Below are 21948 nucleotides of genomic sequence, written 5' to 3' on the forward strand. Positions count from 1 at the left end.
ATAACCAAGTGTATTATAACACTTTTCTAAAAAAACTGACATAGTTCAGAATTTTTAGTGTGAATGAAATATCATAGAATGATTTTTTAATATTATACTTGATTTTTATTAACTAATTTTTTTATTACAAAATTGTAAGGTGAATGTAATATGAATCGATAGTATAGTTAACCTATAGGATATATACTTGAGGTATCAATAGAGGAGGTAGTTATGAAAAAGGTATTGGATGTTCAAAATATTGAGAAGTTTTATGGGACAAACGATAGTTTGACCAAAGCTTTGAATAAAATAAGTTTCTCTGTAGAAGAGGGAGAGTTCATTGGGATTATGGGTCCTAGTGGTTCAGGTAAAACGACATTGTTAAATTGTGTTTCAACAATTGATCGAGTTACAAGTGGACATATTTATATAGGTGGAAAAGATATTACAACGTTAAAAGGAAAAGATCTTTCAAAGTTTAGAAGAGATGAGTTAGGTTTTATTTTTCAAGATTTTAATTTATTAGATACACTTACTGCTTATGAAAATATTGCATTGGCATTAACTATTCAAAAGCAAAATCCAGCCATCATTGAGGAGCGGGTATTAGCAGTGGCTGAAAAGTTGGAAATTGTTGATGTCTTACAAAAGTTTCCATATCAAATGAGTGGTGGTCAAAAGCAAAGGGTAGCATCTGCTAGAGCTTTGGTTCATGATCCAAGTTTGATTTTGGCGGATGAACCAACAGGGGCTTTGGATTCGAAATCTAGTAGAATGTTACTTGATTCCATTGAAAAATTAAATCAGGAATTACAAGCAACTATTATGATGGTTACCCATGATTCTTTTACAGCTTCTTATGCAAAACGTATTTTATTTATTAAAGATGGAAAGATATTTAATGAATTACATCGTGGAAATGATACGAGAAAAGAGTTCTTTAATAAAATCATTGAAGTTGTTACATTAATGGGAGGAGATGTCTCTAATGTTCTTTAAACTAGCAATGCAAAATGTTAGGAAAAGTTATAAAGATTATTCTATTTATTTTCTAACCTTAGCATTTTCTGTATGTTTGTTCTTTACGTTTAACTCTTTTCAAGAACAAGATGCAGTTATGGCAATGAATAAAACACAGTCGATGATTATGGAACAATTATCAATGATGCTCTTGTGGTTGTCTTTTGTTGTAGCTATTATTTTAGGGTTTCTTATCTTATATGCAAATAATTTTTTGATTAAAAGAAGGAAAAAAGAATTTGGTTTATATACATTATTAGGAATGCCAAAAGGACAGATTTCAAGAATTCTTGTTTATGAAACTTTTATTATAGGGTTATTATCGTTAGGAGTTGGAATATTATTAGGAATTGGATTATCACAAATATTGACGATTGTTACAGCTAATTTGTTTACGATTCCTTTAAATTATCATTTTGTGTTTTCATATGAAGCGACATTTCTTACCATTATAGCTTTTTCAATCATTTTTGTAGTTGTTATGATATTTAATACGTTTGTATTAAATAAATATAAGTTAATTGATTTGTTGTATGCAGATCGAAAAAATGATGTATTAAAAATTAAGAATGTGAAAATATATGTCTTGTTGTTTATCGTATCGATTGTTTGTTTGGGCAGCGCTTATGTATTGGCATGGAATCAAGGGTTGATAGCATTTCTGCGTTTGAATATCATCGTTCCTCTTGGATTGATTGGAACTTTCTTATTCTTCTTATCCTTGGCTGGTTTCTTGTTGCGTTTTGTGCAAACAAGCAAACGTTTGTATTTTAGAAATTTGAATATGTTTGTTTTAAGAGAAGTAAATTCAAGTATTAAATCAAATTTTATATCAATGAGTTTTGTTTGTATTATGTTGTTGTTTTCAATTGGAGCATTGGCTACAGGGTTTAGTTTAAATGATACGATTAATAAGACAATCGAATCTATAACGCCTTATGATTTATCCTATCAAGCATGGAATTATATGGATGAAGAGCAAAAAATGGAGTATTTCTTAGAAGATTTAAAAATCAAAGAAAATAAAGATATTAAAAGTGTGAAAGAAATAAGTGTTTATGAAAGTGATTTAGATGGCAAGACATTAAGTAAATATTTACACCGAGATGAACAAAGTTATTTTTTTCAAGATGAACATCTTGCCGAAGTGATTAAGTTAAGTGAGTATAATCAATTGATGCGTGATACAGGAAGAGAAGAAGTGAAATTAAAGAAAGGTGAAGCAGCATTTTTCTCTAATAATAATGTCATTATGGAGGAACAGGAAGAATTACTAGAACAAAAAGATGCCTATAAAATATATGGGAAACAGTATGATATCATTGATTATGAACCTAGTATTATGAGTATTGCGACAACAAGTAGTAGTGGTGTTATAGGTTTTGGAATTATTATGAATGATAATGAAATTCCATCCAATGCAGTATTACAATATAGATATTATAATATGCAGGTAAAAGATGGTGCTAATATTAGCGAAGTGGCAGAAAATATGCGTAATCAAATGGCTGCTAAAAATGAAAAGGTTGAAGATGAAGCATATTATTATGATGATTATAGTTTAATGGATAGAGAGGAAGCATATGCGCAGAATAAAGGGATGTCAGTAATTGCAACATATGCAGGTATTTATTTGGGTATTGTGTTCTTATTAGCTAGTGCAGCTGTTTTAGCACTGCAACAGCTTTCAAAAGCGAGTGATAATAAACAACGGTATTCGGTTCTTTCGAAGATTGGTACAGATCATAAAATGATTAATAAATCTGTTTTTCTTCAGTTGTCTATATACTTCTTAATACCTTTAATGCTTGGTGTTATTCATAGTGTTGTAGGAATTAATGTTGTAAATAGTGTAGTAGTGTATGTAGGAAAGGTTGATATTTTGTTTTCATCAACAATCACTGCAATTGTGTTATTGTTGATATATGGATCCTATTTTGCACTTACATATATAGGGTATAAAAATATCATTAAATCATAGAGGTAGGGAGGTTAAAAAGTATGCTTTAGAAGCATACTTTTTAATTTTTCAGTGCAAATCTTTTAAAAAAATTGTACGAATACGATAAAATGTGTATAGGAAAGGAAGGTTTTTTTTATGGAAGAAAAGGAGTATTATCGAGCGACTAGTTTAGAAGTTATAGAGGATTTAAAAACAAATGAGGAAAGAGGATTAACAAAAGAACAGGTACTTGAGAGACAAGAACAATATGGAAAGAATATACTGGAAACGGGTGAAAAGGTTTCAGTATGGAAAATATTATTTGAAAAGGTAAACAATATAATCGTGTATTTATTGCTTGCAGCAGCGATTGTATCATTTTTGATGAATGATCCAATTGAAGGAGTTGCTGTTTTAATAGCAGTATTTATTGCGGTTATTTTTGGTTTTGTGACAGAGTTTAAAGCACAAAAATCAGTGGAATCATTACAATCAATGATCAAGAGTACCACCAATGTATTACGTGATGGAAAGATAGAAGTAATCAATTCGGATGAATTGGTTGTAGGAGACATTATTAAGCTTTCTGGAGGAGATTCTATCAATGCAGATGCAAGATTAGTTCAAACTCAAAACTTTGCCTGTATTGAGTCTGCCTTGACTGGAGAGTCGGCTCCGGTGTCAAAGGATAGTGCATTGGTCTTTGATGAAGAAACATCACTTGGAGACCGAAAGAATTATGTATATGCAGGAACAGCTGTAACAAGAGGAAATGCAACGGCTGTTGTAACGGCAACAGGAATGCGAAGTGAAGTAGGTCAGATTAGTGATATGTTGAAACAACACAAGAAAGAGGAAACACCATTAAATAAAGAATTAAATCATTTAGGAAAATTATTGATTGGTTTAGCTGCTTTGTTTGCTGGAATTGTAATTGTTTTAGGTTTATTAACAGGTAGAGAATTAAGCTTTATTATTCAGATTGCATTAATTCTAGCAATCGCTGCAATTCCTGAGGCGATGCCAGCGGTTTCAACGATTACCCTAGCAAGAGGAATGGCACGAATGAGTGAGCATAAAGCACTTGTGAAAAGCTTACCAGCGGTAGAAACATTAGGGTCTACCAGTGTTATCTGTAGTGACAAAACAGGTACTTTAACTGAGAATCAGATGACAGTTTCAAAAATCTATCTTTTAAATAAAGGTGTTTATAATGTCAGTGGTGGAGGATATCACTTTGAAGGCGATGTAAGCAAAGATGGAGAAAAGGTAGCACTTGAAAACGAACCAGAACTAAAAGACTTTATTTATGCATCTGTTTTAAATACCAATGCTACAATAAAAACAGAAGATAATGGAGAGAAGGTAGTGATTGGTGATCCTACAGAAGGAGCACTTATCACCTTAGGTAAAAAGTTATCCATAGATCGAAACACATTAGAGGAAAATGGACATATCAGAGTAGATGAGATTCCCTTTAATTCAAAGCTTAAATATATGATTACATTGTATGAACATGAAGGAAAAAGAAAAACATATATCAAAGGTGGTCCAGATGTATTGTTGGATATGTCAAATCATAATCAAGATACAAAAGAAAGAATTGAGAAGGAAAACCAAGCATTAGCGAAACATGGCTTGCGTGTATTAGCCATTGGTGAAATTACAGATAATGAAGCAATTTATCATAATAATTGTGATGGTAATGTTAAGATACTAGGGCTTGTAGGAATCGTTGATCCACCAAGAGAAGATGTGAAAGAAGCTATTAAAATTTGTCAAGATGCAGGAATTCGTGTAAAGATGATTACAGGAGATCATCCACAAACAGCATCTATGATTGCCAAAGAAATTGGTATGGATGAATATGAAGAAACGATGACAGGATTTGAATTTGATGTTGCAGATAAGGATGAAAACTTTCCCAAAGAAGTATGTAAGACAGGTGTTTTCGCAAGAGTCTCACCAAGAAACAAGTTAGAGATTGTAAATATTTTGAAAGATAATGGAGAAGTTGTTGCGATGACAGGGGATGGGGTTAATGATGCTCCAGCATTAAATGGTGCTGATATTGGTGTCGCCATGGGAATCCGTGGTACAGAGGTGGCAAAAGAAGCAGCTGATATGATTCTTACAAATGATCGGTTTTCTACAATTATCAATGCAGTAAAAGAAGGTAGGATTATATTTGCCAATATTCGTAAGTTTGTATATTATTTATTTTCTTGTAACATGGTAGAGATTACAGCTATTATGCTGAGTTTGATATTCTTGTTACCAGATTTACCTGTACAGCCTCTACATATATTGTGGTTGAATTTGGTGGTTGATATTTTCCCAGCTATGTCATTGGGCTTTGAACCAGCAGAAGATAATATTATGAAACAACAACCAAGAGGGAAAGAAGAAGGTTTATTGACAAAGAAGTTTCTTGTAAGAATTCTTCTTAGTGGGGCTGTATTGGGAGTATCATCATTTGTGATTTATCAACTAATGTTGCTACGTGGAGCTCCGATTATAGAAGCACAAACAACTACTTTCACATTGATGGCAATTATGCAACTATTGCATATTTTGAATGTTAGAAGAGAAAAAACATTTGGCTTGGATAAGTCATTACTTAAAAATAAATCAATGATATTCTCTATGTTGTTGGCAATAACATTACAACTTGTAGCAGTATATGTACCTGTATTTAATGACATACTAGGAACTGTACCATTACCATTTATTGATTGGGTATTAATCTTAGGAATTTCAATTATTGCGACAATCTTAGTATATGTATTGAAAAAGGTATTTGCTTTAAAATAGGAAGGATGAGAACTCATCCTTTTTTATGTGTTTTATTTGGTTTAGAATATTGAAAAAAGTATTTGTTCATGGTATCATTATCTAGCAGTGAAAATTAGGGGTGTAGTACAATGGTAGTATAACGGTCTCCAAAACCGCTGATACGGGTTCAATTCCTGTCACCCCTGCCATAGAAATTTTAACCCTTTATTCAAGGGCTTTTTTTATGCCTTAATGAAAAATTCAGAAAAATCAAAATTATGATTATAACTCTAGCAAAATTCAATAAGCGCTACTATGTTTATTGTATAAATGCAAAGGGTATATAATATATAGCAATTTATCAAAATAAAAAAAACGAAATTATATTTCATAAGAGGAAAATAAAGATAGGAATGGTAATTTTATTAATTATGAGAGGTATACAGGTAAGAAGAAGATTAAAAGTAAAAAAGAAGTAGGGAAATTAGATAAGAAATTTAAAGAAAAACATGGAGAATATTGAAAAGAATGACCATAGTTCAAACATGTCAATTGAAGAAGCTCAAGAACTTTATTTCAGGGAAACAAAGGATTATCTGAAAGCAACTACTTTATATAAAGATGGTAAGTTGATGAGAAACTTTGGGCATTTATTCAATATGAAAATGTCATCAATTACAAGTAAAGATTTCAAATATTAAAAATTTTGTATTTTGTTAAATAATGATTCGACAGATTGGTATATTTTATTTGATTTTTAATAATAAAAAATATTTATAGTGGTCTTCCGTTTAAGTTGTTTGTTAAATAATTGGAGGTAAAAAAATAAGTTTAAATTATAATAACTTAATACCAACTGAGGACATTCCTACTTATCTTAATGATGAGCAAAGCTAACCTAAGTTGTTGGAAATAACGATCTATTTAATAACAAAAGAAGTAGATTTTGAAAATTGCTCTTTAAATAGAAGCGACTATCATTATGATAATTATAAAATCAATAAGGATCAAGATTATGTAAAAATTATGATGCTTTTTTTGATAATTGGTTTATAATAAGAAATGAAACATTTGGTGAATTATAATGTTTTAATTTACTCTTTAGTTTTAGGTTTGATAGGATTAGCAAATATTACTTCTTGTTTTGGAAAGCGAATACTATCATATATTGTGCAAAGGTTTTTCGCCAAATGAAAGTCAAGGTTTTGACTAAATATATATTTATAACTATTTTGTATAATAATTTGATTATATGAATCTACTTGTGTAATATTTTCAAGTATCTTTATTTTCTTGTGATCTTTTTGCATTGCTTTTGCATGATATTCTTTTTCATATAGTACTAATAATATAGTTGGAGACAATGGGATAATAATTTCAACTCCAAATGAATTTATCCCAGTGGTCGAAATGATAGGGTTAGATATGCGATTAAAAACAGAAATTATACTATCTGATGTATAAAATAATGATTCGGTTTTATTTAAATAGAAAACCCATAAATGATTATAAAATCTTTCACTTAAATCATTAAGAAAAGTAGGATCCAATAAGAAACTTAGATGATAGGCTTTAGCTCTTTCTTTTTCAGATATTGGGCTATTAATATAAACGGAAACGTCTTCATTATTTGTTCTATAAATTAAGTCTTCATAAACCTGAGGAATAACCACCTCATGCATATCCTTAAAAAATTTCCTATTTTTTGGAGTTCTAATAAATTGAATTGCAAGGAAAAGCGAAATATTTCTTTTCTCATTTTCATCAATGCAAAAGCAGTTATTAACTTCCCATATTGAAAATTCTTGTATGTTAGCAATAACTTTTTTTATTGCATCTCCAGAAAAACTTTCAATATCAGCTAGATAGTTTTCAAAGAGATTCTTTTTAAATATATCAGATAATTTAAGTTTTCCTTTAGATTTAAAAAAAGTACTCACTTTTAATTTTAATATTTCTTTTTTAGAAAAGTGTTTTCTAATAGATTCGAAATCCAAATCATAAAAATAATTTTCAGATGCTATATTTCGAATGTTTTGTTTTTCTAATGTAAGTAAGCGCTCTTTTTCAAAAACATTAATGTAAAATCCCTTTTTTATAGGAGTACTAAAATTTTTAAGATAAAAAATAGGAATATAATGTTGTTTTTTTGTATTATTCATAGAGTATATCACCTTTCCTTGTTGAAAAAAAATTCAAATTTATTATAATATAATTATAGTAGAACTGAGTTAACAATACTATAGGTTTTGCTAGCATTATTGCAAAGAAATTTGCGTTGATTTTTTGTTGGGTTGAAAGAATTGAGGCTCGTCTTTGACGAGACGCAATTCTGGCCTGTTATGGAGTGTTTGTGACGCCCTTCGGACCCAAGGTCCTCGAGCTTGTCTACAAACACTGAGCCATCCCACCATGAGGCCAGGCAAATAGAGAATTATTGAGTTACTGGATCATGACATCCCTCTAATAGAAATTAGTTTTGAAAGGAGGGATGGAATATGAAGAATAATCGATTTAAATTAATAATTATAATTATAATCATAATGGTTCTTCCTAAAGTAATGTATCCTCAGCTGTCAAATGAAGCAATTGATTATTATTTTAATAGCTTACAGACGGCAATAACATTGTTTTTATTTTTTAGAGATGAAAATATAATGACTGTGGGATGTCATCACTTGAACATGTGCAGATAAGTATTGTTGTTCAATAATTTGTTTGATATTTGCTTGGCGTATTCATAATTAGGAATGAAGGAAGATATGGATAAAATAAAAATTAACAAGTCAGCTCTATATGCGTGTAGTAGTAAGGTATATTTAGCGAAAATACTAAGTAATTATAAAAAGGGAATTGTTATTAATCAAAGAGAGTTGAGGAGAGTAAAGCACTTTTTTGATAATGAAGATAAAGTTTTTTATAAATCAAAAACCACAGGAGAAATATTTAGTAATAAGCCTGCTAACTATTCTCCTAAAAAATACAGAAAATTTAATGATCCTTCTATAAAAAGAAAAGAAGTACTAAGAAGATTGAATTTTTTTTTAAAACAAATTGAGACACCAAAGTATCTTTTTTCTGTAAAAGATAAAGACTACGTAAAGAATGCAAAAATTCATCGAGGGAACTCACACTACATTATGCTAGATATAACTAGTTTTTTTCCAAATTGCGATTATAGGAATATATTTGAATGGTTATTATCTGATTCAGGTCTTGCTATGAAGCCAGATATTGCAACATGTATATGTGATTTAGTAACCTCCCCTAGAAATGGACAATATAGAGAATTACCACAAGGTTATCCTACAAGTACATTAATTGCATATTTTTCATATAAAAAAATGTTTGATGAAATTGCCACCTTAGCTAAGTTAAGAGGGTTAAAATTCAGTACATATGTTGATGATTTGACTTTTTCATATAATGATAATATTCAACTAGATAATGAGTTTTTCATTTTAGAAATTAAGCAATTAGTTTCTAAATACGGACATAGTTTAAATGATAAAGAGAAGATATATGATTGTAGTAAACATTATAGTAGCAGTTATAATCCATTAATAACAGGAGTTTTTGTTAAACGATGGAAAATAAGAGCATCAAGAAAGTTACATAGTAAAATGATAAAAAAATACAATAAGCTCATAAACCTGAAGATAATAGATAGTACAACATATTTTGAGGCTTGGGAAATGTATCAAAGTCTTCAAGGAATTTGTATTTCAATAAACACAATTGAACCTCAAAAAACAAAAAAGAATCGTCAACACATTTTGAATTATATTGAAAATAACAAGAAAAAGTTTCCTTTTGAAACAAATATAAAAAGAATTAAAGAATTAAGATTAGAGAAAAAAATATATGATGCTTACAGAAGTGGGACGTTGCGAGAATTTATTAGTAAGCATAGCAATATAATTTTTTAATAAACTCTTTTTTACTACTATAGGCCAGTTTTTCTGTAATATCATATATAATATTTTTAAATAAATTGTCGAATAAAAACTTATACTATTATAGTCAGGAGGAATATCATGAAAGAAACATATAAATTAGTTAAAAATATCATTTCTTGCAATAAATGTAAAGATATAATCGAAAGCAAATCTATTCATGATTATGAAGAATGTAAGTGTGAAGCTGTGCAATTGATGGTGGATTAGAGTATCAAAAAATCACTGGCTTTGATGAAGATATAGATTTAAGTCCAAGTGTTTATCAAGATACTGAAAGTGGTAACTTTGTTACCTATGATTAGACATTAGAAAAGAAAGAGTCGTATTTAGAAAATATGAGATGGATTCGGTTAATTCTGTTCACCCTTGCCATGAATGAAATAAAGCCTTGTAATAAGGTTTTTTTATTTTTTATAACTAAAAATGGCCGAAATTATGTAAAATGTCTTTTTTTTGTATATGATAATAGTGAAGTAGAGCAATATTGGCATCTATTAAAATAAGAATAGTATGATAAACTATACAGAAGAAGAATATTTAGCTATACAAAATTATAAAAAAATAGGATTTATAAAACTTTTTATAATTTTAATCGTTAAATAAGTGAAAGGAGGATATTAAGATATGAAAAAAATACTGAGTGTATTGATAATGATATCCTTATTACTGATTGGTTGTTCTAATAATAATAGGAAAAAAGAAACAATCAAAAGAGAAGAAGTCCCACAAGAAATACAAAAAGCACCAGAACTCAATCATGCTGAAATGATGAATAATGATCGTAGTTCAATTGCAGGGGATTATATTAATCCTAATGGAGAAGTAATTACTGTTAATGCAGATGGGACACTAAATTTTCATGGAAGTATGAATTGGGATGTTAGTAATCAAAGTGCTTCTGATGTTTATTATACAGAAGAAGGGATATACGGATGGGCTTTAGTTCCAAAAGACCATCCAACTGGTGCAGGAGGGGTGATGATATTCCCAGTAGGTGTAGATGTCAAAGGATTTATTGTCCAAGAAGACGGAACGGTTGTATTAGGAACGTTATCAACAAATAAGGAAACCATTAGAATGACACAGGGGCAGAGTGCACCAAATGAAGAAGAAGTATACACAAAGAGATAGCTATTTCAAAAATCTGTCAATAATATTAAAGTTGTCAAATAAAAATGGGCATATTGAAAAAGAAAAGTGCCTGCTCACTGTACTGGTGAGCAGGCATTTTATATATTTATTTAAATAACTGATTATCTAAGTTTTCTCTGTCTACCTAACAGGAATCACATCTTGATTATTCTAAATCGTATACTAAATCTGTGAAATAATCTCTATATTGCGCAAACAAATCAGTACTAAATTCAGGGTCTCCTTTTGCAACAATATCATTTGATTGAATATATTCATCTTTAATTTTCATTTCTTCATACATTGTATTCCATGCTTCTTTGATATCCCCATATTTATCTTCGTCTAGTGACTTGATAAATTTATCATATTTTGCAGCTTTTTTATAAGCTTTATTATATCTTTTCAATGTGATAGTAATATCCATTTCTTTTCCAGTTGCATCAGTTCCATTATGCAAATAATCTCTTATGTCAACTAACCCATCATTCCAATAATCGCCAACAACCCAATTAGAGATGTCAGATAACTCTGAATTGATATCATCATCACTCATAGCTTCAAATGTTTCTTTTTCTTTGTCATCTTTGATGTCATTGTCATCATCTGAACTTCCACAACCTGTTAAAATTAAACCTAGCACTAATACAAAGCTAAATAATCTTTTCATTTTCATTTCCTCCCTGATTATTATATATATCACACTTATTAGTGTTGATACCTTTTATTCTATATAATCTCCCTCCAGCTTTTATCACTTGTTATGTGATAACGATTGTTTTTTCTTCATAACCTCTATCTAAAGGATACTATTTTAAATCTTTATAAGTATTAAAGACTTTGTTTGATAACAAAAACGTACCATAATTAAGCAATGGTGTAAAGACTTTTAAATGAGGTTGATATGTTATATAAAAAGTACTGATAAATATAAGAACAATTGTTTTGGATATACTATTTGTTTGGTATAATTGATTTATTGAAAGGTTGGGATAAATTATGAAAATGGAAAAGAAAAGGGTTATGTTATTGATAGTGGTTATCGTATTTATAGCAAGTGTATGGATTGTACCTGAAGCATTTTTTAACTATTTGTGGGCAGCGTTTTCATTATTCAATATAGCTTATAGTTATTTTGAGTATAAACAGGATGCCAATAATAATCCAAAGCTTTTAATTTTTTTATGGTTTATAGTGTTTGCTGTTTGTGTGTATAAAATTATTATTAGTTTAATATAGGTATCTTATTGAAGAATTATCTTTTAGAATAATACATGGAATGTTTTAGACTAGAGAACTATAATGGAGAAGGTAATAATATGGGAATAATTCGTAAATATATGAAGTTGATTCAATATTATTTTATAAAAATATATCCATTTATTCTAATGATTTTATTCATTGTTATAACTTGGATATTGGCAAATTGATATCTAATGAGTAACAAGATATAGTACTGTATTTATTGAAAAATGGAAGATAAAAACATTTATTTCTTTAGTAGAAATAGATGTTTTTATTTATGCCGATTCAAATTATTTAAAAAAAGTGAAAATAATTTGAACGAAAATGGATTTTAATATGACTAAAATATGAGAGGTGATGTTGGAGGAGAAATATATGAGACATAACGAATAGTATAAATAATGCTGCGAATTGTTATAAACTAAGTAAAAAAGGTTTTTTATTGACTAACATAAGCTTTTATAGTAATTTATATGATGAGGCGCTAATAGAGAAATTGATACTGAAAAAGAGGATTTTTTTATTTGGAAAAAAGTAGTATCCAAATGATTTGAAATTTGTATGTAAACGTATTAAATTTAGTAATTAGCATATGAGATTTATGAAACTACGAATGGATGGAAATACGATGAACAATGATAAAGAAAAAACAACAACATTAAAGCATAGAATTCTAACTGTTACTGGGATAGTATTGAGTATCATTTTGATACCCATGCTTATCATAAATGTAACGTTAATTGTTAAAAGTTATACAAACCCAGAAGAAGTGCCAAGCATTGGTGGGGTTGTTCCAATGATTGTATTAACTGATTCAATGTATCCTAAGATTCACTCTGGAGATCTTATCATTTGCGATATTGTAGATGCAGAAGATGTTAAAAAGGGTGATATCATAACGTACTTTGATCCTAAAAGTGATAATGATGCCGTTGTAACTCACCGTGTAGTGAAAGTTATAGACAAAGATGGCGATGTATCATTTGTAACAAAAGGGGATGCAAATAATACGAACGATGATGAAGCGGTTACAGAGAAAGACCTAATTGGAGTATACAATTTTAGAATTGCTGGTGCAGGAGACATAGCGATGTTTATGCAAACAACACCAGGATTGTTAATTTGTGTAGTTACTCCGCTAGCTTTACTTATAGGGTATGATATTATGCGCAGACGTAAATATGATAAAACCAACAAACTCGAAACAGAAGTACTAATGGCAGAACTAGAGGAACTTAAAAAAGCACAAAATATTAAAACTGATGTGACTTCAAGTGAAGATAGTTCAGGTGATATAGAAGAGAATAAATAGGTTATGTACAGAGAAGGAGAAAGGGTTAAACAAAGTTTCTCTTTTTTTGCCTGCCACAGCAAAAAAAGTGGAATATAGCTGCAATGCAGTTGCATCTCTTTATATTAGAGATGAAGATTGAAATTTAATACAAAATTATTTTTAGGAGGAAAAATGAAAAAGAATAAATCGATGAGAATAGCATCTGGATTATTAGTTTTAACACTAATAACAATGTCTATTATAAGTGGAACATTTGCTAAATATACAACAGCGGGAAACGGTGATAATCAAGCGCGTGTTGCAAAATGGGGTGTCACTATCGGAGTTGATAAAGACTTCTTTGGTCAAAACTATGATGATAAAGCAAATGGAAATACAATATCAAAAGACGCTAAAAGCGCAACAGTTAGTGTTGTATCATCAACTGCTGATAACGTAGTTGCACCAGGTACTAAAAATACAAGTTTTAATTTAGGTATTACTGGTAAACCTGAAGTTGATGGAGTAATTAATGGGGAATTAGCTTCACAAAACTTTTCAATAAGTGGAGAAAAATACTACAGAATGAAAGAAGTTGCTATTACATCAGCAGCAGAATATACAGCATATAAGAGTTCAGCAGGGGCATTAGACTTATATGTAATTCGTGAATACAGTGGTAGTGATGTATATGCAAAAACAAATGGATTTACAAAGGCAGGAGATAAATTCTATGCGGCTGAAGTGGCTTGTGATTTAAAAAAGGCTGATGGCTCAACAGGGCCTAATTATTATCCAGTTGTATTCAAATTAACAGATCAAGCTGGTAATGATTGGAATGGTTACACAAATCCAACAGGATCAGCAGCAATTCATACAGATACGCTAGCTCAAGTTACAACAAAGTTTAATAGTATTTATAAAACTTCTGGTGTAAATTTTGAGGCAGGAGAAAATTTAAGTACAAAAGCATCATTACCTAAAATTTCTTGGGAATGGGCATTCACAAGTGATGATTCGACAACAAATGGAAAATATGATGCTGCAGATACTTTAATTGGTGATGTCATTGCGGCACAACAAGGTGATACTAATATAGATTTAAAGCTTATTGCTAGTACAGGATGGTCTGGAAATGAAAGCAATTTCGCAAAAGAAAGTGGACTTGAAGGGCCTTATTTAGGAATGCCTTTTAATGCAAATTCTAAACTTGAATTGAAATTCAATTTAAAACTTACTGTAACACAAAGAGATTAGTATACATCATTTAATGTATACATAGTATATTACTTTTATATCTATACTCGCAGTTTTGTGGCGGGACTGTGAGTATAGTTTAAAAAAATAGTTAATAATTAAAGAATTAATTGTTGACTATTTCTTTAAATGAGGGCTATATATGATAAAGAAAACAACAAGAACAATATGGGGATTTATAGCAGTTTTACTGTTTTTTATCGTATCCACAATATCTGTTTTGGCTGATAAGTTGGTAGAATCATCGCAAGGTGATGAAGAGATAATTTCACTTTTTCCAAGTAAGGACTCTACTAGCAAGGTGAAAGTTGGAAATGATACACCATCATCTATCCAAGTTCAAAGTAATAGGAATTATCGAACAAGTTATACACCAGTAACAGTTAGTGATGACAAGAAAGTTTGGAAAACACAAACGGATATCGAGATTTTTAAGCTTTCCTATAAAAATGGAAGCGATAAAGTTTCGGTTTTATCTTCGGATGGAAGTGAAGTGATTGCACCTGGAACGGAGAATTCCTATACATTTAATATAAAAAACAATAGTAAATCTTCCGTAAAATATAAAATGACATGTGAAGTTTTTGTAGAACCAGAAAATTTATTTTTTCCTGTTGAAATGTCTTTTGAAAGTTATACAGGAAATTACTTGTTAGGTAATAGTAATTCCTTTGTAAATGTAGAAGATATTTCTTTAGTTGAAGATTCAGGAGTATTATCAGCAAATAATTATGCTTACTATACATTGAATTGGCAATGGCCATTTGAATGGGATAATGATACATATGATACATATTTAGGAGATCGAGCAGTTAATGAAGATTTAACAGTAAGTGTTGTTATAAAAACATTGATTGAAGATGATGGAAAGCCTAGCAAATCTGGTGGTGGGATCAGTTCACCAAGTACAGGGGACGCAACCAACAAGACCTTATTAAGTGTATTAGCTATCGTATCTCTTGGTAGCATTGTTGTTATACTAGGTAAGAAATATCGTAAGGTGTAGGTATGTTTAAATGAGAAACAAATTAGGTTCAAAAATAAAATCAAACGTAATTCTGAGAAGAGTGTTGTTATCTTTAGTTGGGCTATTTCTAGGGGTTAATATATATTTGTTTAATGCTACTAGTATTGTTGGTAATAAACTTCCTATGCCTTTTGGATATGGCGCTGCAGTTGTTTTATCAGGAAGTATGGAGCCAGCATTATCAGTGAATAATCTGATTATTGTAGAAGAATCAAAAGCATATGATAAAGGAGACATTGTTGTTTATCAAGATGGTAATGAATTGATTGTTCATCGTATCGTTAGCATAGATAAAGATAGCGTTATAACTAAAGGTGATGCAAATAGTGTTTCTGATAATCCTATTAGAAAATCAAGTATTAAAGGAAAAGTTATTGTAAGTATTCCTTTTATAGGTGTATTAATAAACATATTAAAGAGTCCTTTAGGGACAATAACTATTTTAATATTAGCCTTTATGTTATTAGAACGTTCATATAAAAACGATAAAAACAAAAATTTGGAGAACCTTGATATCATTAGGCAAGAGATTGAGAAGATAAAGGAAAGTTATGAAATGGAGGGCAATCATGAAGAAAAATAAGTCAATAAAAATAGTAACTTTTCTCTTTGTTGCTATGTTTGTAACCACAACGTTAGTTAGTAATGTATTTGCACAATACATAAGCAATACTGATAAAGATGATTCTGCTGGTATTGCACAATGGGGTGTAGTTACAAGTGCGAAAGGGTCTCTTTTTACTCAAAAAGATGCAACTGGAAAAAATATCATATATCCTGGAGATAAAAGTAAGGATACAGGTTTAACAATCAATATAAGTGGTACTCCTCAAGTAAATGGTGTAATAACAGCGACGGTTAAACATCAAAATATCTTTCTAGGTGCAGGACAATGGGGTTTGATGACTAAACAAGAGGATATGTCTTCTGCAAAGTATAAAGCGAATACCTACTATACACTTAGTAATGGAAAATATGTATTAGATACAAGTAGTGTATTTACAGCAAGTAAAACATATTATATGTTAGAAAATAATGTTACTGTTGATACTAGTGGATATTGGCCAGTAAATTTTAAATTAACAGGTGAAAGTAGTACTGGATATGTTGAGTCAGATTCTAATAAAACAAAGACGGATACGCTAGATGGTGTTAGCGGTACAATTGAAGCGGCTTTGTTTGATTCGCTATTTAAAGCAAATGAAAATCTTGCATATAAATATGGACTTCATAACCAGAGTATCACATGGGAATGGCAAAACTGTACAAGTGATTGTAGTAAGGGAATATCCGTTATAGAAGGGGAAAGCACACCTCTTTGTGATAATTGTAAACGGGATGTAATTTTACAAAATTTGATTGATCAAAAAAATGATCCTTCCATTATAGTTGTACTTAAGGATACGACAGATACAACTGGTAAAACATTTAAGACACCAACAGCTGCAACAGAGCAAGGTGAGTACAAAGATGGTAATTATAACTTGTATGTAAGTTTTAATTTGAAAGTTATTGCAAGTCAAGAAGATTAATATAGCAAGGATAAAGAATAAATAAATATGAATTATAGTTGAATAAATCTAAAAAGTTAAGTTGAGGATTTGTTTCAAGTAATTCATGTTTTTTTTATGGAAAGACAATTGACAGAGGTTATATGACGTGTTATGATGTCTTTGTAAAAGGTACTATATTTTGATGATGAGTACAATGAAAGGAGGAGTATGGGACAACTTTTAAATGATACAGGAGCACCATTATATAAACAGCTTTATGAAGCGATTATGGAAAAGATAAAGTCGGGAGAGTATAAGATGGGAGATCGTATTCCTGCAGAACCAGAGTTGATAAAAATGTATGGTGTTAGTAGAATAACAGTTCGTAATGCAATTCAACAATTGGTTGATGATAAAGTGTTGGTGAAACGACATGGAAAAGGAACATACGTGGCAATGCCCGTTTATGTGGAAAGTATGGTAGCAGAAGGGAGCTTTACCAAATCTTGTCTACAACAGGGGAAAACTCCAAGTACAAAAGTTATTCAAATCACACATGAAAAAGTTAGTGATGAAATTGCACGAAGTTTGAATGTTGAAAAGGATAAAGAAGTCATTTGTGTGGAGCGTTTACGATTAGTAGATGAAACACCCGCAATTTATGAAATCGACTATTTCATTGATAAGTTTGATTTTATTGAACACGAAGAACTTGATAAACAACCTATATTAGATATATTGCGTAAACATACGGGAATAGTGGCACATGTATTTGAAGATATTATCGAAGTTTCATATGCTGATGAAAAGCAAGCAAAAAATCTAGATGTATCTGAACATGATCCATTATTGAAAGTAAATCAAACAGTTATTGATCAAAATAATCAAATTATTTATTTCAATATACAATATATCCATAGTGACGTATATAAAATGGCGGTTCGATCATATAAATAAATATATATAATCATCATAAATAAAAAAATAATCTAGTTATAGATGTTTTTAGTGTACCCATTTAGAAGGAGAATAACATGAAGAGAATGGTAATCGCATCCCATGGAGAATTTGCCAATGGTATTGTAAATTCATTGAAAATGATTGCTGGAAGTAGTGCTGATGCAATTGAAGTATATACGATGAAACCTGGCGATTTAGCAGATGAATATGCAAAAGAGCTAGAAAAAGTAATTCAGAAACATCCAAATGATACCTATATAATTCTTACTGATTTATATGGCGCAAGTGTTTGTAACGCAATGCTTTCATTGAGTATTTATAAAAATGTATTTGTTGTTTCTGGAGTGAATTTGAATCTTGCATTAGCGTTATTATTGGAAAATTCACAAATTGATGAATCGTATTTGCAATCATTAATTGAAGAATCAAGAAAAGGAATGAAAATAGTATCTATGCAAGCTATAGAAAATGAGGATTTTTAAAATGAAAATAGAGAAAGATTTTTTAGGATTATTTAAGCATAAAAAACCAATTATTGGAATGATTCACTTAAAAGGTGATAGTGATGAAGAGGTATTAGAAAGAGCAAAAGAAGAGATATCAATCTATGTAGATAATGGCATAGATGGAATTATAATGGAAGATTATTACGGGGATTATTATCAATTAGTGAAAGCGATTGAATATATCAAGAGTTTAAAGTTAGATGTTCCAATTGGTGTGAATTGTTTGAATATCGATGCAATGGGATTTGAATTAGCGAATACATACAAGTTAGATTTTATTCAAATAGATTCAGTAATTGGTCATGTACAACCACGAGATGAAGCAGCTCTTCAAGAATTTCTAAAATTGTATCGTTCTAGAACAGAGGCAGCATTGATTGGCGGTGTGAGATTTAAATACCAACCAATGTTATCAACACGTACACTAGAAGAGGATTTACAAACTGCTAAACATCGTTGTGATGCAATTGCTGTAACTGAGAATGCAACAGGGCAAGAAACATCAATGGATAAAATACGAGCATTCCGAAATGAGATTGGGAATCATCCACTTGTTGTGGCAGCGGGTGTTACTTGTGAGAATGTGACAGAGCAGTTGATGATTTGTGATGCAGCAATTGTAGGAAGCTATTTTAAAGATACAAGAAAAGATACAGGTGATGTTAGTGCAAGACATGTGAGAGAGTTTATGGATAAAGTTAAAGAATTGAGGTGTAAACTAAATGATTAAATTAGTAAGAGTAGATCATCGTTTAATTCATGGACAAGTAGGTTTTTCATGGACAAAATTCTTAGAAGCAAATTGTATTTTGATTGCGAGTGATGAAATCATGAAAGATGATTTGAAAATGACAGCAATGAAAATGGCAAAACCAAATGATGTGAAATTGGTAATGAAGTCAATCGATGACTCTGCCCAAGCGTTGAATTCAGGAGTAACAGATAAATATAAATTATTAATACTATGTGAATCTGTTGAAGATGTATATCGCTTAGCGAAAAAGACAAATACATTTAAAAAAATTAACCTTGGGGGAATGAAAAATAGAGAAGATAGAAAACAATTATCAAAAGCTGTTCATCTATCAACTGAGGATATTGAAAAAATTCATGACTTGATAAATGACGGTTATGAAATAAATGTTCAATTAGTACCTGATGATGTAGCAACAGATGTACAGAAAATATTGCCATAGAGAGGAAAAAATATGCAAATTACACAAACATTTTTAATTATATTGATAGCATTTTTTGCTTACATGCATAGTTACGTAGGGTCAACTATGCATAATCGTCCAATTGTGGTAGCACCATTGGTTGGACTTGTATTAGGAGATTTAGAGACAGGTATAAAACTTGGAGCTACATTAGAATTAGTATTTATGGGAGCTTTCCCAATTGGAGCAAGCAACCCACCAGATTTTGTTGCAGGGTCGATTATTGCGAGTGCTTATGTAATAACAACAGGACAAGATTTTACCAATGCGGTCTTATTAGCAGTACCAATTGCTACGCTTGTATTACTAATTGATAATGTGCAAATGACAGTATTGTTAACTTGGGCATCTCATATTGCTGATAAGTTTGCACTAAAAGGAGATATCAAAGGGGTTGAGCGAACACAGATTATTGCAGGTATTGGGAATAAGATTATATTAGCTTGTGTGGTAGGATTAGGATTTTATCTAGGTGTTCCATTCATTGAAAAAATATTAGCTTACATTCCTGATTATGTTTCACATGGTTTAGATGTAGCAGCAGGTATTATTCCTGCGATTGGGTTTGCAATGTTAGCAAGAATGATGGTAACAAAGAAAATGGTACCATTCTTATTATTAGGCTTCTTACTAGCAGCATATATGGAAATTACAGTAGTTGGGATTGCCCTTATGGGGGTAGTGGTAGTACTTATTTATCTTAACTTTACAAATGAATCAAAGGAGGTAGTGGAAGATGACAACGAATTCTAAAAAAGCAATTACAATTTCACCAGATAGTCAGATTACAAAGAAAGATTTTTATTCATGTTTCTTTCGCTCATTAACTTTAGATTCATCATGGAATTACGAAAGAATGCAAAACCTTGCTTATGCTTATATGATGGCACCAATTATTCGAAGATTATATACAGACGAAAAAGATCGCGCGGAAGCATTGCAAAGACATTTAGAGTTTATGTCAGTAACACCACATATTTGTACTCTTCTCGTTGGGATTTCAGGAGCTATGGAAGAAGAAAACGCTCGAAATGATGAATTTGATGCAGCTAGTATTAACGCCGTGAAATCAAGTTTGATGGGACCTATGGCTGGAGTTGGAGATTCTTTCTTTTGGGGAACTTTAAAAGTTATTGCTGCAGGTGTTGCAATCTCTTTATCTAATCAAGGTAACATTATGGGACCAATCGTATTCTTATTGATTATAAATGTTCCTCACTTTGTTTTACGTTATATCTGTTTAGATAAAGGTTTCCAATTAGGAGCAAAATTCTTTAATGATTTAGGTAATAGTGGAATTATTAGTAAAATTACAACAGCTGCGTCCATTTTAGGGTTAATGGTAATTGGTGGTATGGCAGCATCGAATATTTATTTTGAACTTCCAATTCAAATCGGAAGTGGAGATTTCGCAGAACCACTTCAAGGATATATTGATCAGATCATGCCAGCTTTTTTTCCAGCTATGTTCTTCTTAATAATGTATTGGTTACTAGGGAAGAAAGTAAAAACAACAACCATTCTAATAGGATTGATTGCTGTTTGTATTCTTCTTGCCGCAATGGGGGTTGTATAAATTAAAAATTATATATAGAGAATTAAAAAAGTACTTGTAATCACAAGTACTTTTATACATTATTCAAAAATCAGCCAAACCTCTTTGATTAAATTATTTTCAATATTGTAAATAGTAACAGCATTGATCAAAAGGTTATCTGCTTCAGATGTGAAAGTTTGTTTGTCAATAATTTTATTACCAAGGACAATTCGCTCAGTAACATCTGAGTACAAAATTGGATGGGCAAAATGTTGAGTATAGAATTCTCTAATATTTTCTCTTCCTTCCATAAGGAGTGTTTGCTTAATTAAATTATAAATTTTCACATCTTTATCAAATGCGGCTACAAGAGCATCTAAATCATGATTGTTGTAATCTTCTACATGTCTGCCAATAAAATCTTCGTTTGAAAACATAAGTATATCCTCCTCTATTTAAGTATATCACATTAATATATTATAATTAATATAGTAACACAAAAAATGAATGTAGAAATGTATTTTATGGAATAACGTAAATTGAAAAAGTAAATTCCAGTTTTAAAAAAACAGAATGATTCTGAAAGAAACTTCCAGTATGACGAATAGTACAGGAAGTTTTTTG

General features: G+C 30.5%; 22 protein-coding genes and 1 tRNA gene. 20 read left to right on the plus strand and 3 right to left on the minus strand.

What is annotated here, in order from left to right:
- Nucleotides 1–213: 213 nt before the first annotated feature.
- The 5 genes from M2475_RS09150 to M2475_RS09170 all read left to right on the plus strand — a co-directional run bounded on the left by M2475_RS09150 (nt 214) and on the right by M2475_RS09170 (nt 6420).
- Nucleotides 214–981, plus strand: a complete 768-nt coding sequence (locus M2475_RS09150; RefSeq protein WP_277491086.1) for an ABC transporter ATP-binding protein — start codon at nt 214–216, stop codon at nt 979–981.
- Nucleotides 971–2983, plus strand: coding sequence for an ABC transporter permease (locus M2475_RS09155; protein WP_277491087.1), 2013 nt, complete (start codon nt 971–973; stop codon nt 2981–2983). The genes M2475_RS09150 and M2475_RS09155 overlap by 11 nt, the downstream gene beginning before the upstream one ends.
- Before the next feature lie 117 nt (nt 2984–3100).
- Nucleotides 3101–5758, plus strand: coding sequence for an HAD-IC family P-type ATPase (locus M2475_RS09160; protein ID WP_277491088.1), 2658 nt, complete (start codon nt 3101–3103; stop codon nt 5756–5758).
- Between the two features lie 96 nt (nt 5759–5854).
- Nucleotides 5855–5928: transfer RNA gene (locus M2475_RS09165), tRNA-Trp, on the plus strand.
- Nucleotides 5929–6228: 300 nt separating this feature from the next.
- Entirely contained in the window at nt 6229–6420 is a 192-nt protein-coding gene (locus M2475_RS09170) for a hypothetical protein (protein WP_277491089.1), read from the plus strand.
- A gap of 393 nt (nt 6421–6813) precedes the next feature.
- Here the strand turns inward: M2475_RS09170 and M2475_RS09175 are convergent, their stop codons facing one another.
- Complete coding sequence (locus M2475_RS09175) at nt 6814–7881, minus strand: DUF4238 domain-containing protein (protein WP_277491090.1); 1068 nt, start codon at nt 7879–7881, stop codon at nt 6814–6816.
- Nucleotides 7882–8481: 600 nt separating this feature from the next.
- On the opposite strand from M2475_RS09175, the gene M2475_RS09180 reads away from it, so the two are divergent.
- The 3 genes from M2475_RS09180 (at nt 8482) to M2475_RS09190 (ending at nt 10809) form a co-directional block, all read left to right on the plus strand.
- The gene (locus M2475_RS09180; RefSeq protein ID WP_277491091.1) at nt 8482–9648 is read left to right on the plus strand and encodes a reverse transcriptase domain-containing protein; all 1167 of its coding nucleotides are present in this window, start codon (nt 8482–8484) and stop codon (nt 9646–9648) included.
- A gap of 108 nt (nt 9649–9756) precedes the next feature.
- Nucleotides 9757–9885 (plus strand): hypothetical protein, encoded by a 129-nt coding sequence (locus M2475_RS09185; protein ID WP_277491092.1) that lies wholly within the window; start codon nt 9757–9759, stop codon nt 9883–9885.
- A gap of 417 nt (nt 9886–10302) precedes the next feature.
- Complete coding sequence (locus tag M2475_RS09190; RefSeq protein WP_277491094.1) at nt 10303–10809, plus strand: hypothetical protein; 507 nt, start codon at nt 10303–10305, stop codon at nt 10807–10809.
- Between the two features lie 166 nt (nt 10810–10975).
- On the opposite strand, the gene M2475_RS09195 is transcribed toward M2475_RS09190, so the two are convergent.
- Entirely contained in the window at nt 10976–11479 is a 504-nt protein-coding gene (locus M2475_RS09195) for a hypothetical protein (RefSeq protein ID WP_277491095.1), read from the minus strand.
- A 335-nt stretch (nt 11480–11814) separates the two neighbouring features.
- Between M2475_RS09195 and M2475_RS09200 the strand changes: the two genes are divergently transcribed.
- From M2475_RS09200 to M2475_RS09255, 12 genes are all read left to right on the plus strand, one after another.
- The gene (locus M2475_RS09200; protein WP_277491096.1) at nt 11815–12048 is read left to right on the plus strand and encodes a hypothetical protein; all 234 of its coding nucleotides are present in this window, start codon (nt 11815–11817) and stop codon (nt 12046–12048) included.
- Between the two features lie 607 nt (nt 12049–12655).
- Nucleotides 12656–13366 (plus strand): signal peptidase I, encoded by a 711-nt coding sequence (locus M2475_RS09205; protein ID WP_277491098.1) that lies wholly within the window; start codon nt 12656–12658, stop codon nt 13364–13366.
- Between the two features lie 153 nt (nt 13367–13519).
- Complete coding sequence (locus M2475_RS09210; protein ID WP_277491099.1) at nt 13520–14584, plus strand: hypothetical protein; 1065 nt, start codon at nt 13520–13522, stop codon at nt 14582–14584.
- Between the two features lie 142 nt (nt 14585–14726).
- Nucleotides 14727–15590 (plus strand): hypothetical protein, encoded by an 864-nt coding sequence (locus M2475_RS09215; RefSeq protein ID WP_277491100.1) that lies wholly within the window; start codon nt 14727–14729, stop codon nt 15588–15590.
- A gap of 10 nt (nt 15591–15600) precedes the next feature.
- Nucleotides 15601–16194 carry a signal peptidase I gene (locus tag M2475_RS09220; protein ID WP_277491101.1) on the plus strand — a complete coding sequence of 198 codons (594 nt, stop codon included), beginning with the start codon at nt 15601–15603 and terminating at the stop codon, nt 16192–16194.
- Nucleotides 16181–17143 (plus strand): hypothetical protein, encoded by a 963-nt coding sequence (locus M2475_RS09225; RefSeq protein ID WP_277491102.1) that lies wholly within the window; start codon nt 16181–16183, stop codon nt 17141–17143. The genes M2475_RS09220 and M2475_RS09225 overlap by 14 nt, the downstream gene beginning before the upstream one ends.
- Before the next feature lie 189 nt (nt 17144–17332).
- Nucleotides 17333–18061: a GntR family transcriptional regulator gene (locus tag M2475_RS09230; RefSeq protein ID WP_277491104.1), complete on the plus strand. Its 729-nt coding sequence runs from the start codon at nt 17333–17335 to the stop codon at nt 18059–18061.
- A 77-nt stretch (nt 18062–18138) separates the two neighbouring features.
- Nucleotides 18139–18546 carry a hypothetical protein gene (locus M2475_RS09235; RefSeq protein WP_277491105.1) on the plus strand — a complete coding sequence of 136 codons (408 nt, stop codon included), beginning with the start codon at nt 18139–18141 and terminating at the stop codon, nt 18544–18546.
- Between the two features lies 1 nt (nt 18547).
- Nucleotides 18548–19300, plus strand: a complete 753-nt coding sequence (locus tag M2475_RS09240) for a BtpA/SgcQ family protein (RefSeq protein WP_277491106.1) — start codon at nt 18548–18550, stop codon at nt 19298–19300.
- A complete protein-coding gene (locus M2475_RS09245) occupies nt 19293–19766 on the plus strand; it encodes a PTS sugar transporter subunit IIB (RefSeq protein ID WP_277491107.1) in 474 nt (157 codons plus the stop codon). Before M2475_RS09240 ends, M2475_RS09245 begins: the two co-directional genes overlap by 8 nt.
- Before the next feature lie 12 nt (nt 19767–19778).
- On the plus strand, nt 19779–20540 hold the full coding sequence (locus tag M2475_RS09250) for a PTS sugar transporter subunit IIC (protein WP_277491108.1): 762 nt from the start codon (nt 19779–19781) through the stop codon (nt 20538–20540).
- On the plus strand, nt 20524–21363 hold the full coding sequence (locus M2475_RS09255) for a PTS system mannose/fructose/sorbose family transporter subunit IID (protein WP_277491109.1): 840 nt from the start codon (nt 20524–20526) through the stop codon (nt 21361–21363). Before M2475_RS09250 ends, M2475_RS09255 begins: the two co-directional genes overlap by 17 nt.
- A 59-nt stretch (nt 21364–21422) precedes the next feature.
- Here the strand turns inward: M2475_RS09255 and M2475_RS09260 are convergent, their stop codons facing one another.
- Nucleotides 21423–21761, minus strand: coding sequence for a nuclear transport factor 2 family protein (locus M2475_RS09260; protein WP_277491110.1), 339 nt, complete (start codon nt 21759–21761; stop codon nt 21423–21425).
- Between the last annotated feature and the right edge of the window lie 187 nt (nt 21762–21948).

It is taken from the genome of Breznakia sp. PF5-3 (assembly GCF_029504745.1).
In the GTDB taxonomy this organism is placed as follows: Bacteria; Bacillota_I; Bacilli_A; order Erysipelotrichales; family Erysipelotrichaceae; genus Breznakia.